Source organism: Pseudomonas sp. GNP013, assembly GCF_054343995.1.
The window spans coordinates 3,697,733-3,711,494 of sequence record NZ_JBTGUT010000001.1 but is presented as its reverse complement, the minus strand read 5'-3'; the positions used below and the strand labels follow the sequence as shown (position 1 = coordinate 3,711,494).

The 13,762-nt window shown below is 61.4% G+C and carries 12 protein-coding genes; 7 read left to right on the top strand and 5 right to left on the bottom strand.

The genetic code is table 11. The features are described from left to right. Nucleotides 1-498: a DUF6231 family protein gene (locus tag ACXX81_RS16280; RefSeq protein ID WP_209989618.1), complete on the bottom strand. Its 498-nt coding sequence runs from the start codon at nt 496-498 to the stop codon at nt 1-3. A gap of 172 nt (nt 499-670) precedes the next feature. On the opposite strand from ACXX81_RS16280, the gene ACXX81_RS16275 reads away from it, so the two are divergent. Further along, nucleotides 671-1,429 (top strand): collagen-like protein, encoded by a 759-nt coding sequence (locus ACXX81_RS16275; protein ID WP_209989621.1) that lies wholly within the window; start codon nt 671-673, stop codon nt 1,427-1,429. 108 nt (nt 1,430-1,537) lie between these two features. Here ACXX81_RS16275 and ACXX81_RS16270 read toward each other — a convergent pair whose 3' ends face one another. Further along, on the bottom strand, nt 1,538-2,002 hold the full coding sequence (locus ACXX81_RS16270) for a CopD family protein (RefSeq protein ID WP_231422005.1): 465 nt from the start codon (nt 2,000-2,002) through the stop codon (nt 1,538-1,540). A 99-nt stretch (nt 2,003-2,101) separates the two neighbouring features. Between ACXX81_RS16270 and dinG the strand changes: the two genes are divergently transcribed. The 6 genes from dinG to ACXX81_RS16240 all read left to right on the top strand — a co-directional run bounded on the left by dinG (nt 2,102) and on the right by ACXX81_RS16240 (nt 10,589). Then, a complete protein-coding gene (gene dinG, locus ACXX81_RS16265) occupies nt 2,102-4,246 on the top strand; it encodes an ATP-dependent DNA helicase DinG (RefSeq protein ID WP_057007819.1) in 2,145 nt (714 codons plus the stop codon). Between the two features lie 91 nt (nt 4,247-4,337). Beyond that, nucleotides 4,338-6,635, top strand: a complete 2,298-nt coding sequence (locus tag ACXX81_RS16260; RefSeq protein ID WP_458572044.1) for a beta-galactosidase — start codon at nt 4,338-4,340, stop codon at nt 6,633-6,635. 82 nt (nt 6,636-6,717) lie between these two features. Then, complete coding sequence (locus tag ACXX81_RS16255; RefSeq protein WP_458572598.1) at nt 6,718-7,863, top strand: serine hydrolase domain-containing protein; 1,146 nt, start codon at nt 6,718-6,720, stop codon at nt 7,861-7,863. Nucleotides 7,864-8,004: 141 nt separating this feature from the next. Continuing rightward, a complete protein-coding gene (locus tag ACXX81_RS16250; RefSeq protein WP_458572043.1) occupies nt 8,005-9,183 on the top strand; it encodes an OmpA family protein in 1,179 nt (392 codons plus the stop codon). Nucleotides 9,184-9,210: 27 nt separating this feature from the next. After that, on the top strand, nt 9,211-9,858 hold the full coding sequence (gene pdxH, locus ACXX81_RS16245; RefSeq protein WP_209989636.1) for a pyridoxamine 5'-phosphate oxidase: 648 nt from the start codon (nt 9,211-9,213) through the stop codon (nt 9,856-9,858). 266 nt (nt 9,859-10,124) lie between these two features. Further along, on the top strand, nt 10,125-10,589 hold the full coding sequence (locus ACXX81_RS16240; RefSeq protein ID WP_003231137.1) for an outer membrane lipoprotein: 465 nt from the start codon (nt 10,125-10,127) through the stop codon (nt 10,587-10,589). Between the two features lie 93 nt (nt 10,590-10,682). Here ACXX81_RS16240 and ACXX81_RS16235 read toward each other — a convergent pair whose 3' ends face one another. The 3 genes from ACXX81_RS16235 to nhaA form a co-directional block, all read right to left on the bottom strand. Beyond that, nucleotides 10,683-11,018 (bottom strand): hypothetical protein, encoded by a 336-nt coding sequence (locus ACXX81_RS16235; protein ID WP_458572042.1) that lies wholly within the window; start codon nt 11,016-11,018, stop codon nt 10,683-10,685. After that, nucleotides 11,015-12,250 (bottom strand): S-type pyocin domain-containing protein, encoded by a 1,236-nt coding sequence (locus ACXX81_RS16230; RefSeq protein ID WP_458572041.1) that lies wholly within the window; start codon nt 12,248-12,250, stop codon nt 11,015-11,017. Before ACXX81_RS16230 ends, ACXX81_RS16235 begins: the two co-directional genes overlap by 4 nt. Nucleotides 12,251-12,401: 151 nt before the next feature. Beyond that, nucleotides 12,402-13,577, bottom strand: coding sequence for a Na+/H+ antiporter NhaA (gene nhaA / locus ACXX81_RS16225; RefSeq protein WP_209989641.1), 1,176 nt, complete (start codon nt 13,575-13,577; stop codon nt 12,402-12,404). Nucleotides 13,578-13,762 lie beyond the last annotated feature (185 nt).

Here is a 13,762-nt window from a genome sequence, read left to right as displayed (position 1 = left end):
TTACCACCAATACTTTCCGAAATTTTCCGGGTTGGCCCAGAAGCGGGCATTGAGCCAGTCCGGCACCTGTTTATAGTCAAGCAGATCGTAGGTGAACAGCGTCAGCACTTGTTCGTCGCGCTGGAAACGCTCGCCGGCCTGCAGGGCCAAAGAGAAGAAGTCGGTGTCTCTCCAGCCGCAGGCATCGAGGTCTGCCAGCACTGCGATGCGACTGGCATTGAGGTTGCGGATGCCGCCGAGCAGCGTCAGGCCCTGTGGCTTGGAAAGGTGTTCCAGGCAATCGACCGCCAGCGCCAGGTCAAAGCGCTGCGCCGCCAGGTGCGCAGGCAGCGGACCGGGTTCGGCGACGGCGATAAACGTGTCGGGGTGCGCCTGTTTAAACGCCTCCAGCGCCGGAAAGCGGCTGGCGCCCAACAGCAACAGGCGTTTGGGCTGGTGCAGGTCGAGCAGCGCGGCCAAGGCTTGCTGGGGAGTATGGGCAGAAATACCGGCGGTCATCACAGATCCTCACATCAGAGCCGTAGAGACTAGCGCGGCTGCGCCCGTGGGCCTAGAGCCAGGGAGACAGAAAAAACGCTGCTGAAGTTTTTTGATGCTTCACTGGCAAATAGCCTGCAGAAGTCGTTACTGTGGCCCGGATAACAATTTGAAAAGAGTCAGGAGCCCCATGATGCGTAAGGTTTTTCTGTTGGCCCTGTTGGTCAGCCCCATTGCCCTGGCCCAGAGCGTCAGTGTCGAAACCAACTCATTGATGCGCCTGCCCAGCAGCACCAGCGTGTTGCAACTCGAGCGCCTGGACGTAGCGGATTACGGCACTTTGCTGATTCCGGCGACGATCAGCCAGGTGACGGTGGATGAACTGCACCTGGGCCGCGAAGCACGCATCGCCATCGTGCCGGGCAATAGCGCCCTGCAGTTGCAGGTGCGCCAGGCTCAGTTGGAACATGGCAGCCAGATCACCTCGCGCGGAGCCCCGGGCACCCATGAAAAACCAGCCAGGGCAGGACGCGATCTCACGTTGCGGATCAATTCGCTGACGGCTGAAACGTTGTTGGTGGACGCCCGTGGCGGCGCCGGAGCCCAGGGTTATGCCGGGCTCGATGGCGCCAATGGTGAGGACCCGGGTTGCACCTGGGGTTCGGCCGGCCGCGGTTTCAACGGTGATAACGGCGGCGACGGTTTGCCGGGTGCAGCAGGGGCGACGGTGCGGGTTGAACTGCCGCAGGACTTCCCGGCCGAGAGCATCAAGGTCTGGGTCGATGGCGGGCCTGGTGGCTTGGCCGGTACCGCGGGTAAACCAGGCAAGGGCGGCCAATCGAAGGGATGCGTGGTGTACCGCGCCGATGGCGGCGACAAGGGCCGGCCTGGTTTGGAAGGGCAGCCGGGGCCGGCCGGGCCTGCGGGGTCTGTGACCCTCCAGCGGCTGTGAGTTGCCTGGCCTGATGCTATCGGGAGCAAGCTCCCTCCCACATTTTGAACTGTGAATACCTTCAAATGTGGGAGGAGGCTTGCTCCCGATAGCGGATTAAAGGCCGCCTCAGAACATCGGCCGAGCCGAAGCAATCGCCACCACCACCAACCCCACAATCAAATTGATCCCCACCAGCCTGCGAATCTGCCCCAGCGCAGCAGCGCCCGCCGGCCAGTCCTCGGCCGCCACCGCCGCGCGCAATTGCGGGAACTTCAACGCCTGGATGCGGATAAACAACGCCGTCATCACCAGATACAACCCCATCATGACCTGCACGTAACGCGGCGCCGTTTCAAAGCCGCTGAAGCGCAGTTGCAGCAGTCCCACACCGCTGATCGGCAAAACCAGCACCGCCATCCATACCCACACGAAAAAACGTTGAAACACATTCGCCCACAACCTGAGCCGGGCAGGGCCCTCAAGTGCCGCCACAGCGGCGGGGCGCAGGATCATCCAGGCGAAAAACATACCGCCAACCCATATCAGGGCGGCCAGTACATGCAGGGTGTAAGCGAGGCTGAAGACGGTCATTGTGGTACTCCGTTCTGCGCGGGATTAATTAGCGGGGTATGATAGCGGCCGATCCGAACCACTGAAAATTTATCCAGCGTTTTTTGCGCCCGACTATCCATGATCAGCACTGAACTCAAAACCACGATCCAGGGCGCCTACTCGCGTTTTCTCGAAGCCAAGAGCTTGAAACCGCGCTACGGCCAGCGCCTGATGATCGCCGAAGTGGCGAAAGTCCTCGGGGATATCGACACCGACGACGAAGGTCGCCGCGAGGGTGACCCTGCGGTCGTGGCCGTTGAAGCCGGCACCGGTACCGGCAAGACCGTGGCCTACAGCCTGGCCGCGATTCCCACGGCCAAGGCCGCCGGCAAGCGCCTGGTGATCGCCACCGCCACCGTCGCCCTGCAGGAGCAGATCGTCTACAAGGACCTGCCCGACCTCATGCGCAACAGCGGCCTGAATTTCACCTTCGCCCTGGCCAAGGGGCGCGGCCGCTACATGTGCCTGTCCAAGCTCGACGTGCTGTTGCAGGAAGGCCATGCGCAAACCGCTACCGCCTCGCTGTTCGAAGAGGAAGGCTTCAAGATCGAAGTCGATGAGGTCAGCCAGAAACTGTTCACCAGCATGATCGAGAAACTGGCCGGCAATAAATGGGACGGTGACCGCGACAGCTGGCCCACCGCCCTCGAAGATGCCGACTGGGCGCGCCTGACCACCGACCACAGCCAGTGCACCAACCGTCATTGCCCCAACTTCGGCCAGTGCGCCTTCTACAAGGCCCGCGAAGGCATGGGCAAGGTCGACGTGATCGTCACCAACCACGACATGGTGCTGGCCGACCTCGCCCTGGGCGGCGGCGCCGTGCTGCCGGACCCGCGCGACACCCTCTACGTATTCGACGAAGGCCACCACCTGCCGGACAAGGCTATCGGTCACTTCGCCCATTACACGCGCCTGCGTTCCACCGCCGACTGGCTGGAAACCACCGCCAAGAACCTTACCAAGTTGCTCGCCCAGCACCCGCTGCCGGGCGACCTGGGCAAGCTGATCGAACAGGTGCCGGAGCTGGCGCGCGAGATCAAGACCCAGCAGCAGTTCATGTTCAGCGCCTGCGAGCAGGTGGCCGATTTCAAGCCCGGCGAAGACGTGGAAGGCCGTGAGCGCCCGCGCCATCGCTTCGTTGGCGGGCTGATCCCCGAGCACATGCGCGAAATGGGGATTGAACTGAAGAAGGGCTTTTCGCGCCTGACCGATCTGTTCACGCGTCTGACCGATCTGCTCAAGGAAGGCATGGACGGCGAGGTCAACATCGGCATCGCCAGCAATCAGGCCGAGGAATGGTACCCGCTGTTCGGCAGCCTGCTGTCCCGTTCCCAGGGTAACTGGGAGCTGTGGACCGCCTTCACCGTTGAAGACCCGGAAGACAACCCGCCCATGGCCCGTTGGCTGACCCTGTCGGAAAGCGGCGCGTTGTTTGATATCGAGGTCAATGCCAGCCCGATCCTCGCCGCCGAAATGCTGCGCCGCAACCTGTGGAACGTGGCGTATGGCTGCCTGGTGACCTCGGCCACGCTGACCGCCCTGGGCACCTTCGACCGTTTCCGCATGCGTGCCGGCCTGCCTAAAAAGGCGGTCACGGCCGTGGTGCCGAGCCCCTTCCATCATGCCGACGCCGGCGTGCTGCGCGTGCCGGACCTCAAGGCTGACCCGCGTGATGCGCCGGCCCACACCGCCGCAATCATCCGTGACCTGCCGGGCCTGGTTGAAGGGTCGCGCGGTACTCTGGTGCTGTTCTCCTCGCGCAAACAGATGCAGGACGTGTTCGATGGTCTGGACCGTGACTGGCGCAAGCAAGTGTTCATCCAGGGCAACCTGTCCAAGCAGGAAACCCTGAACAAGCACAAGGCGCGGGTCGATGGCGGCGATTCCAGCGTGCTGTTCGGCCTCGCCAGCTTTGCCGAAGGCGTGGACTTGCCGGGAGCCTACTGCGAGCACGTAGTGATCGCGAAGATCCCGTTTTCGGTGCCGGATGACCCGGTCGAAGCGGCACTGGCCGAATGGATCGAGGCGCGCGGCGGCAATCCGTTCATGGAAATCTCGGTGCCGGATGCTTCACTCAAGCTCGTGCAGGCCTGCGGTCGCCTGCTGCGTACCGAGGAAGACCGGGGCACCATCACGCTGCTTGATCGGCGCTTGGTCACCCAGCGCTATGGCAAGGCTATTCTGAATGCCTTGCCGCCGTTCCGGCGTGAAATTTCCTAAGCCACTGTGGGCGAATTCGCCCACTTCGTGGTCTCTGTTATCGACGTATTTCATCAGGCCATTCATCGGCCGTCTGGAGAACCTTGCTCGTATGATTCGCACGCTGCCCGCTCTTTTTGCCCTGCTGTTCGCCGCGCCCTTGATGGCCGCGCCGTCCGGGCAACAAACGCTGTTCAACTTCGTGCGCCCCGCCGATGTGGTCAAGGTGGCGACCCAGGACGCCAGCCTGCCGCAGTACAACGCCGAGCAAACGGCCGAAGGCGAGGTGCTGCGCCGCATCACCTTCAGCCCTGCGGACGAACCGAGCCTGGTGCTCAGCCCCCAGAGCGGCACCTGGGACTGGTCGCAGTCCGGCGCCATGAGCCTGCGTATCCAGAGCGCCATGGACTGGGCGCTGACCCTCTACGTCAAGGTGCAGAGCAGCGATGGCAAGACCCTGGTCAGCCGCATCGACCTGCCGGCCGGCCCGGCGCAGACCTTGTTGGTCCCGCTGCAGGCCAATTCGCCCTTGAGCCAGGGCATGAAGGCCGGCCCGCCGATGCCGATCAGCCTCGACGGCCAGCGCGTGTTGCTCGCCGCCAGCAGTGGAGAAATCGACCGCAGCCAGGTGGTGTCGGTGACGTTGTCGATGCTCAAGCCCAATGCCGCCCAAAGCATTCTGCTGGAGCGCTTTGGCGTGCAGGATATCGAACCGGTCATCAAGGCGGCCTATGGCGAACTGGTCGACGCTTATGGGCAGTCCACCCGTGCGCGCTGGCCGGAAAAGGTCAGCAGTGACGAGCAACTCAAGGCCGCCGCTGCCCGGGAGCAACAACAGCTCAAGGGCTGGCTGGCTGAGCGCGACACGTCCTCACTGGACACATTCGGGGGCTGGAACAAGGGGCCGGCCTTCGAGGCCAGCGGTTTTTTCCGCACCGAGAAGCGCGACGGGCGCTGGTACCTGGTGACGCCGCAGGGCCATCCGTTCTACTCGCTGGGCGTCAACACCGTGGCTGCGGACAACAACCAGACCTACGTGGGCGGTCGCGAATGGATGTTCGCTGCGCTGCCCAAGGCTGGTGAACCCTTCGACAAATATTACGGCAGCAGCGACAACCGCACCGGCAACGGCTCGGGCGAAGGCCGCAACTTCGCCTCGGGGCGCTGGTACGATTTCTACGGCGCCAACCTGCAACGTACCTACGGCAGCGAACACTTTGACCACAAGCGTTGGGTCAACCACACCCTCGACCGCCTGCAAGCCTGGGGTTTCAACACCATTGGTAATTGGAGCGACGAGGATCTGGCCGACGCCGAACGCGTGCCGTACACCTTGCCGCTGTCGATCGTCGGCGATTACGCCAGCATCAGCACCGGCACCGACTGGTGGGGTGGCATGCCCGATCCGTTCGACCCGCGCTTCGCCATGGCCACCGAGCGCGCCGTGGCCATTGCAGCCCGCGACCATCGCGACGACCCCTGGCTGATCGGCTATTTTGCCGACAACGAACTGGCCTGGGCCGGTCCCGGTGATGATCCCAAATCCCGCTATGCGCTCGCCTACGGCACCTTGCGCATGACCACCGACGTCCCGGCCAAGCGTGCGTTCCTCAAGCAACTGCGCGACAAATACCGCAACGAAGAAGGCCTCTCCAAAGCCTGGGGCATTCAACTGGCAGGCTGGGAATTGATGGAAGATCCGGGCTTTGAACCGCCGATGCCCAACCCTGAGCACCCGGAAATCGAAGCCGACTTCAAGTATTTCCAGAAGACCTTCGCCGATGCCTACTTCAAGACCATTTCCGATTCGCTGAAATGGCATGCGCCCAACCAGTTGCTGCTGGGCGGGCGCTATGCGGTGAGCACGCCCGAAGCCGTGGCCTCGTGTGCGCAGTATTGCGATGTGCTGAGTTTCAACATGTATACGCTCAAGCCTCAGGACGGCTACGACTTCGCCGCGTTGCGTGCGCTGGACAAGCCGGTGCTGATCACCGAATTCAACGTCGGCTCCGCCGACCGTGGCCCGTTCTGGGGCGGCGTGACGCAATTGGCCCGGGAAGAGGATCGTGGTGCGGCGTACGCCACCTTTCTCAAGCAGGCGATGGCCGAGCCGTCGATTGTTGGCGTGCACTGGTTTCAGTACCTGGACCAGCCGGTGACCGGCCGCTTGCTGGATGGCGAAAACGGACACTTTGGGCTGGTGGGTATAACCGATGTGCCGTTCCAGGGCTTTGTCGACAGCGCGCGCAAGAGCAACCTGGCGGCGGTCGAGCAACTGGGCAAGGCGGCTGGGCAAGCCAGGGCTGCCGGCGCGGTGCGTGAGCATGAAGGCAGCAAGGCCGGGCCGGCGGGCGAGGGCGCGGGTAAGGGGGCCGGGCATGCCGGTGGGCATTCCGGGAATGGCCATTGATTCGGTGCTGATGGGTTCACAAATCCTGCAAGGGCTGGAACAATGTCCGCCACTTTTAACGGCGTTTTCCGAGGGGGCTTCGGTGCAGGTTCAGGGTCATTACGCGCTCCAGTTTGAAGCCGTGCGCGAAGCGTTTGCCGCGTTGTTCGATGACCCGCAGGAGCGTGGTGCCGGGCTCTGCATCCAGATCGGTGGCGAAACGGTCGTCGACCTGTGGGCCGGCACCGCCGACAAGGACGGTGCCGAGGCCTGGCACAGCGACACCCTCGTCAACCTGTTCTCCTGCACCAAGACTTTTACGGCGGTTGCGGCCCTGCAACTGGTGGCCGAGGGCAAGCTGCGGCTGGATGCGCCAGTGGCCAGCTACTGGCCTGAATTTGCTGCCGCCGGCAAGCAAGCCGTCACCCTGCGCCAGTTGCTCTGTCATCAGGCTGGGTTGCCGGCGATCCGCGAGATGCTGCCCGCCGAGGCGCTCTATGACTGGCAACTGATGGTCGATACCCTGGCGGCCGAGGCCCCGTGGTGGACGCCGGGCCAGGGCCATGGCTATGAGGCGATTACCTACGGCTGGCTGGTCGGTGAGCTGCTGCGTCGCGCCGATGGGCGTGGGCCGGGGGAGTCCATCGTGGCACGGGTTGCACGGCCATTGGGCCTGGACTTTCATATCGGCCTGGCAGATGAAGAGTTTTATCGTGTTGCCCATATAGCGCGCAGTAAAGGCACTATGGGCGACGCGGCCGCACAACGTTTATTGCAAGTAATGATGCGTGAACCGGCGGCCATGACGACACACGCCTTTGCCAATCCTCCATCCATTCTGACCAGCACTAATAAACCCGAGTGGCGACGCATGCAGCAGCCGGCGGCTAATGGTCACGGTAATGCGCGCAGTCTGGCGGGTTTTTATAGTGGCTTGCTCGACGGTAGTTTGCTGGAAGCCGACATGCTCGAAGAATTGACCCGCGAACACAGTGTCGGGCCGGATAAAACATTATTGACCCAAACCCGCTTCGGCCTGGGCTGCATGCTGGATCAGCCGCAACTGCCCAATGCCACTTTTGGCCTTGGCCCGCGTGCGTTCGGGCACCCTGGCGCGGGTGGTTCGGTGGGGTTTGCCGACCCGGAGCATGATGTTGCATTTGGTTTCGTGACTAATACATTAGGTCCCTACGTACTTATGGACCCGCGTGCACAGAAGTTGGTCGGAATATTGGCCGATTGTCTGTAAACCGCTTGCCGTTTCACAATTTTTTGTTACAAATGCGACTATAAGAAGACGCTGACGGAATAATGTAATTTCAATGTTCTGTACGCGTCTGTTTAACGGGTCAGCCTGACCCTTCGGTTTTTCTCATTGTGTGGATATCTCATGTTATCGAACAAGTCCTTGGCACTGGCGCTGTGCCTCACTATTACAGGTTGCGCGCAAACGCCACAAAATGATGCCGAAGGAGGGCACTGGTGGTCATTTGGATCCGACAAGGCTGCTACCAAGGACGCAGTGACCCAAACCGACGCCAAGCCGGACGCCAAGCCAGCTGCGGGCGCCAAGCCAGCCGCAGCGGCCGCTGCAGATGCCCCGGCACCTGCCACCGCTGCCGCTCCTGCGCCGGCGGCCAAAGCCGACAGCGGCTTCAACTGGTGGCCGTTCGGCGCCAAGAGCGCCGACGACAAGGCCGCTGCCGACAAGGCTGACCTGAAAGCCGACGTCAAAGCCGCCACCCCGGCATCGGACGCTGCGCCTGCCGTCGCCAAGACCGACACCGACACGCACTGGTGGTGGCCGTTCGAAAGCAAGCCCAAGCCATTGGCCAAGGTCGACGTCAGCAACGTACAGATGCCTGACCCGAAAATTACCCAGGCCTGGTTGGACGACTACGAGCCACGCCTGCGTGAAGCGATCAAGGACAGCAACCTGCAGCTGGAACGTCGCGACAATGTACTGGTGGTGATCGCCCCGGTTGACGGCTCCTACAACCCCAAGCGTCCGGCCATGCTGCTGCCGGTGACCCTGGGCCCGTTCACTCGGGTGGCCAAGGCCGTTGAAGCCGATCCCAAAACAGCCGTACTGGTGCTCGGTCACGTTGATGCCACCGGCACCGCCCCAGCGAGCCAGGCACTGACCAAGGAACGTGCACAGTCCATCGCTTCGATCTTCAGCCTCAGCGGCCTGAAGCAGGATCGTCTGATGCTGCGCGGCATGGGCGACCTGATGCCGCGTGCGGCCAACGACAGCAACCAGGGCCGTGCGCTGAACCGTCGCATGGAAATCATGTTCACGCAGCGTACAACCATGTTGGCGCTGCTGAGCAAGTACAACTCGGGCAAGACCCCGCCTGTGGCTGAAATGGTTGCCGTGCAGAATGTTCCTGCACCGGCGCCGGCTGCCAAACCTGCGGCCAAGGCTCCAGCGAAAAAGGCTGCCACCAAGAAAGCCGCTGCCAAGCCAGCCGCCAAAAAGGCCCCGGCCAAACCGGCTGCGAAGAAAACCGCTCCGGCCAAGGCCAAGGCCGATGCACCCGCTGCGGCTGATCAGGCGAAAAACTGAGTCGTTGAACCACAAGGATAAAGCCGCATGACCCAGGCACTGGCCGATATGCGCCGTGATTACACACGGGACGGTTTGAGCGAGGCCCACGCCCCGAGCGAGCCGTTTGCCTTGTTCCGCCAGTGGTTTGCCGATGCGGTGAGCACCGAGCAGGCCCCGGTCGAGGCCAATGCCATGACCCTGGCCACGGTCGACGAGGATGGTCGCCCGCACTGCCGCATCCTGTTGCTCAAGGGCCTGGATGCGCAGGGCTTTACCTTCTTTACCAACTATCAGAGCGCCAAGGGCGAGCAACTGGCGGCGCGTCCGTTCGCGGCCATGACCTTTTTCTGGCCGACCCTGGAGCGCCAGGTGCGCATCGAGGGGCGGGTGGTCAAGGTTTCGCACGAGGAGTCGGATGCTTATTATCAGGTCCGTCCCCTGGGCAGCCGGCTGGGTGCCTGGGCTTCTCCGCAGAGCAAGGTCATTCGTGACCGTGAAGAACTGCAGGCTCTGCTCAAGGCCACCGAAGAGCGCTTCAGCGATACGCAGCCCGACTGCCCCGAGCACTGGGGAGGCTATCGCTTGCTGCCGGAGCGTATCGAGTTCTGGCAAGGCCGCTCCAGCCGCCTGCATGATCGGCTGAACTACCGCCTGCAAGGCATCGACTGGACACGCGAGCGCCTGGCGCCCTGAGCGTCACCTTTCGTCACTCGACTTGAATGATGCCTGCTGCGCTGGAGTCTTGACTCAACAGATTCCGGGCGCTTTCGGCCGTGCGGCTACACTGGTGAAGAGCGTTGTTGCAGTGTTATCCGCAACGGGACGGAAAACCGTTCGTCGAGTTTTCGGGTGATGGCAGTCTGTACTCTGGCTGAATGAAAGCAATTTTCTGCCGCGCGTGTCGTGACAGGCGGCAAGTGGCAGCGTCTAATGAATACCTGTCCTTTGGAGTTGATGCTATGCGTAAGTCCGTTTTACTGGTTGCCTGCTTTACCACCCTGTCGTTGCTGCTGGGTGGCTGCGCCTCGAGTCTGACCGGCGACTCGTACTCCCGTGACGAAGCACGTCGTGTGCAGACCGTTCGCATGGGCACCATCGAATCCCTGCGTCCGGTGAAAATCGAAGGCACCAAGACCCCAATCGGCGGCGCTGCAGGCGCAGTCATCGGCGGCGTGGGCGGCAGCGCCATCGGCGGCGGCCGTGGCAGCATTGTCACCGCCGTCATCGGCGCCGTCGCCGGCGGCCTGCTGGGCTCGGCCACCGAAGAAGGCCTGACCCGCACTCAGGGTGTGGAAATTACCGTTCGCGAAGACGACGGCAGCACCCGCGCTTATGTGCAGGCCGTGCAGGAAAATGAAATTTTCCGCATCGGTGATCGCGTGCGCATCATGACGGTTGATGGCACCAGCCGCGTTACGCGCTAAACGTCGGTCGTGGAAACACAAAACCCCAACCGGGTGACTGGTTGGGGTTTTTTTATAGGCTAGGTTTTTTGTCGAATAGTGTTTCGGAGCGTTTCAGGTAAACATCTCGATGTCATCCGTGGCACTTCCAATAACACCGCTAAGCGCAGGGCATTTACGCTTAGCTTGTTGCAGTGCCGGTATCACCCTCTCCATGTCCAATGCTCCAAATCGACGTGCGATGTGGCCTATGGCAACTATTGCAGCTGAGGCGATCGCTTCGTTGTCGTCATGCATATATTGTAAGCAAACGCTTTGTGCCCAAGTACCATCGATTTCGTTGAGCCCAACTGAAATCAGTGCTGTGGTGACTTGGCTTACGTCACCGGTGGCAAGAGCATTTATCGATTCATCATGGGTCAAGTCAGGATCGTGATAGCGCATATTCATTTCTTGTCTCCCAGGATTTTTCCTTTGCGGTTGGTTTTTCCAGCCCTTATCAATGCATTTTTCATATGTTGGTTCAGTGCACCCCATGGTCGTACGTGCCCGTGAAAAGTGTCGTCTGTTGACATATCAATAACCACAAACTCATTCGTGTGCGGATCGATACCTATTCTGCGAGGCTCGGCAGGTTTGACGAGCACAGAGTCGTTCAGGGCGTCCAGGCCGTTAGTTGGCTTTTTACTTTTAACTAAATTTCCCTTCTTGCTGTGATAAGGCGCGTCCTCATACTTCCAGCTTACGACGATATACAGGGGCCTGACCCCGGAGTCCGCGGGGAAGACGAGAATGAAGTCCCTGTACTCAGGCGGGTAAATCGGGTCGACAATAATCGTCGCGGCGTTTTCGGTCGGCGGATATACCCATATGTGCGGTGTCGATGGCGCCGCTTCCAGTGCCGGTATTCCGAGTGTATTGGCGGGGTCTGCGGCAGGTGTCCAGATCAGCTCAATGCCATCACCCAAGTGGGCGATGTATTGCGTTCCGGATACCTGAAACTGCACGACGTTGACCATCTCCCAGTCGAGATTCTTTCCGGTATAAAAGGCATAGCCCTTTAGCGTGCCGTCGTCTCGTTGTTCGATATGCAGTCGGACGCGGGTGCGTGCCCTGGCCATGGAGCGCAATTGTTCTTCGCTGTAGAGCGCACTGTCACCGAGGTTGGAGGGCCAGACCAGAGCAACCAGGCCTGCCAGAAAGCCCGCACCGACGGTACTGGCCCCGGCAGCGGCGATTGCTGCTGTGTGTTCTGCGATGGCGCTGCCGCCTAGTGCCAATGCCCCCAGCCCGGCAGGTATTGCCGTGCCGCTGACTTTTCGCAAGGGCAAACGGCCAGCTGCGTCAGCTTCCAGCGCTCCCAGCAGTGCGTACTCGCCGTAATCCTTGAGTTGATCCAGCGGCACATAACCGGTCGGATCGTGGTAATCGATGAGTGCGTCCGGCAAGTTGCATGACTTGGCAAATACGCAACCCACCTTGGGGGCCTGAGGCGGTGGTGGCTTCACCTGAAAGTACGCTTCTTCAGCAATCTGCCGGTCGATCATTTCTCCATGAGCGCGTTGCTGAATGGCCGTCCGGGCCGCTAACTGAGCTTCACTTATGGGCTCAAGTCGTCGATACCCGCCGGTCCCGGTGCCGTAGGATCGCCAGACTTGAACTACGTCCTTGTTGCTTGCCATTGTGCCCTCCTGGCGCGGTGCTTAACGAGATCCGGCGTAGAAGCCGGGTGCCGACGTTAGAGCAAGCCGAGGAGGGTGGATGTAGGACGGAACTGCGAAACAAGGGGGAATTGGATGAAGCAGGAGCCGGCTCACCGGCTCCTGCTAAAAGTCAGGCCTTCTTGCGACTCGCCATCGCCGTCACCCCATAACCAATACACGCCGCGAGTATCGATCCGGTGAGGATCCCCATTCGATCCTCCCCGGCAAACTCGCTGGCGCCTGGCACAAACGCCAGCGAGCCGACGAAGAGGCTCATGGTGAAACCGATACCGCACAGGATCGCCACGCCGAACACCTGGCCCCAGTTGGCGCCGGCGGGCAGGGCGGCGAGGCCGGTCTTGATGGCCAGCCAGGTGAGACCGAAGACGCCGACGGTCTTGCCGATCAACAAGCCGGCTGCAATGCCCATGGGGACGTGGTGGGTGAAGCTGTCCAGAGTGACGCCGGTGAGGGAAACCCCGGCATTGGCGAAGGCGAACAGCGGCAGGATGACATAGGCCACCCACGGGTGCAGCGCGTGCTCCAGGCTCAGCAGCGGTGAAGTTTCGGCATTTTTGGTGCGCAGCGGAATACAAAGCGCCAGCGTCACCCCGGCGAGGGTGGCGTGCACGCCGCTTTTGAGCACGCAGATCCACAGAATCAGACCGATGATCAGGTACGGCCCAAGCTTGACTACGCCCAGCCGATTCATTGCGATCAGGGCCACGAGGCAGGCGGCTGCACCGGCCAGCGCAGCACTGGACAGCTCGGCCGAATAGAACAACGCAATGACGATGATCGCCCCCAGGTCATCGATGATGGCCAAGGTCATCAGGAACAGTTTCAGCGACACCGGCACGCGCTTGCCCAGCAGCGCCAGCACGCCCAATGCAAAGGCAATGTCGGTGGCCATGGGGATTGCCCAGCCGGCAAGCGCGGCGGGGTAGTCCTTGTTGATCGCCCAGTAGATCAGCGCCGGCACCACCATGCCGCCAATGGCGGCTGCGCCCGGCAGTACCACCTGGGACGGTTTGGACAGGTGGCCGTCAAGCAGTTCGCGCTTGACCTCCAGCCCGATCAGCAGGAAGAACAGGGCCATCAGGCCATCGTTGATCCACAACAGGGCCGGTTTGGCGATTTTCAGCGCGCCGATCTGCGCCACCACCGGCACATCGAGAAACGCGGCGTACAGGTGCGACAACGGTGAGTTGTTGATGATCAGCGCCAGGGCGGCGGCCGCGATCAGCAACAGGCCACTGGAGGCTTCCAGCTGGAAAAAACGGGTAAACGAGCTACGCAGAGGCAAGGGATGCTCTCCAATCCAGAGACAATAGGCGGCTACCCTAACCCGTACCGTTAGTTGTTAAAACAAAAGTTATATTCTTATTTGTTATAAGTAAGGGTCTGAGTCGGGGTCGCACTTGAGCCTAGCAATTGTGTGTCCAATTGAGTCGTCACTGTATCTGTGTGATACGTAGGAAACCCCCTAAT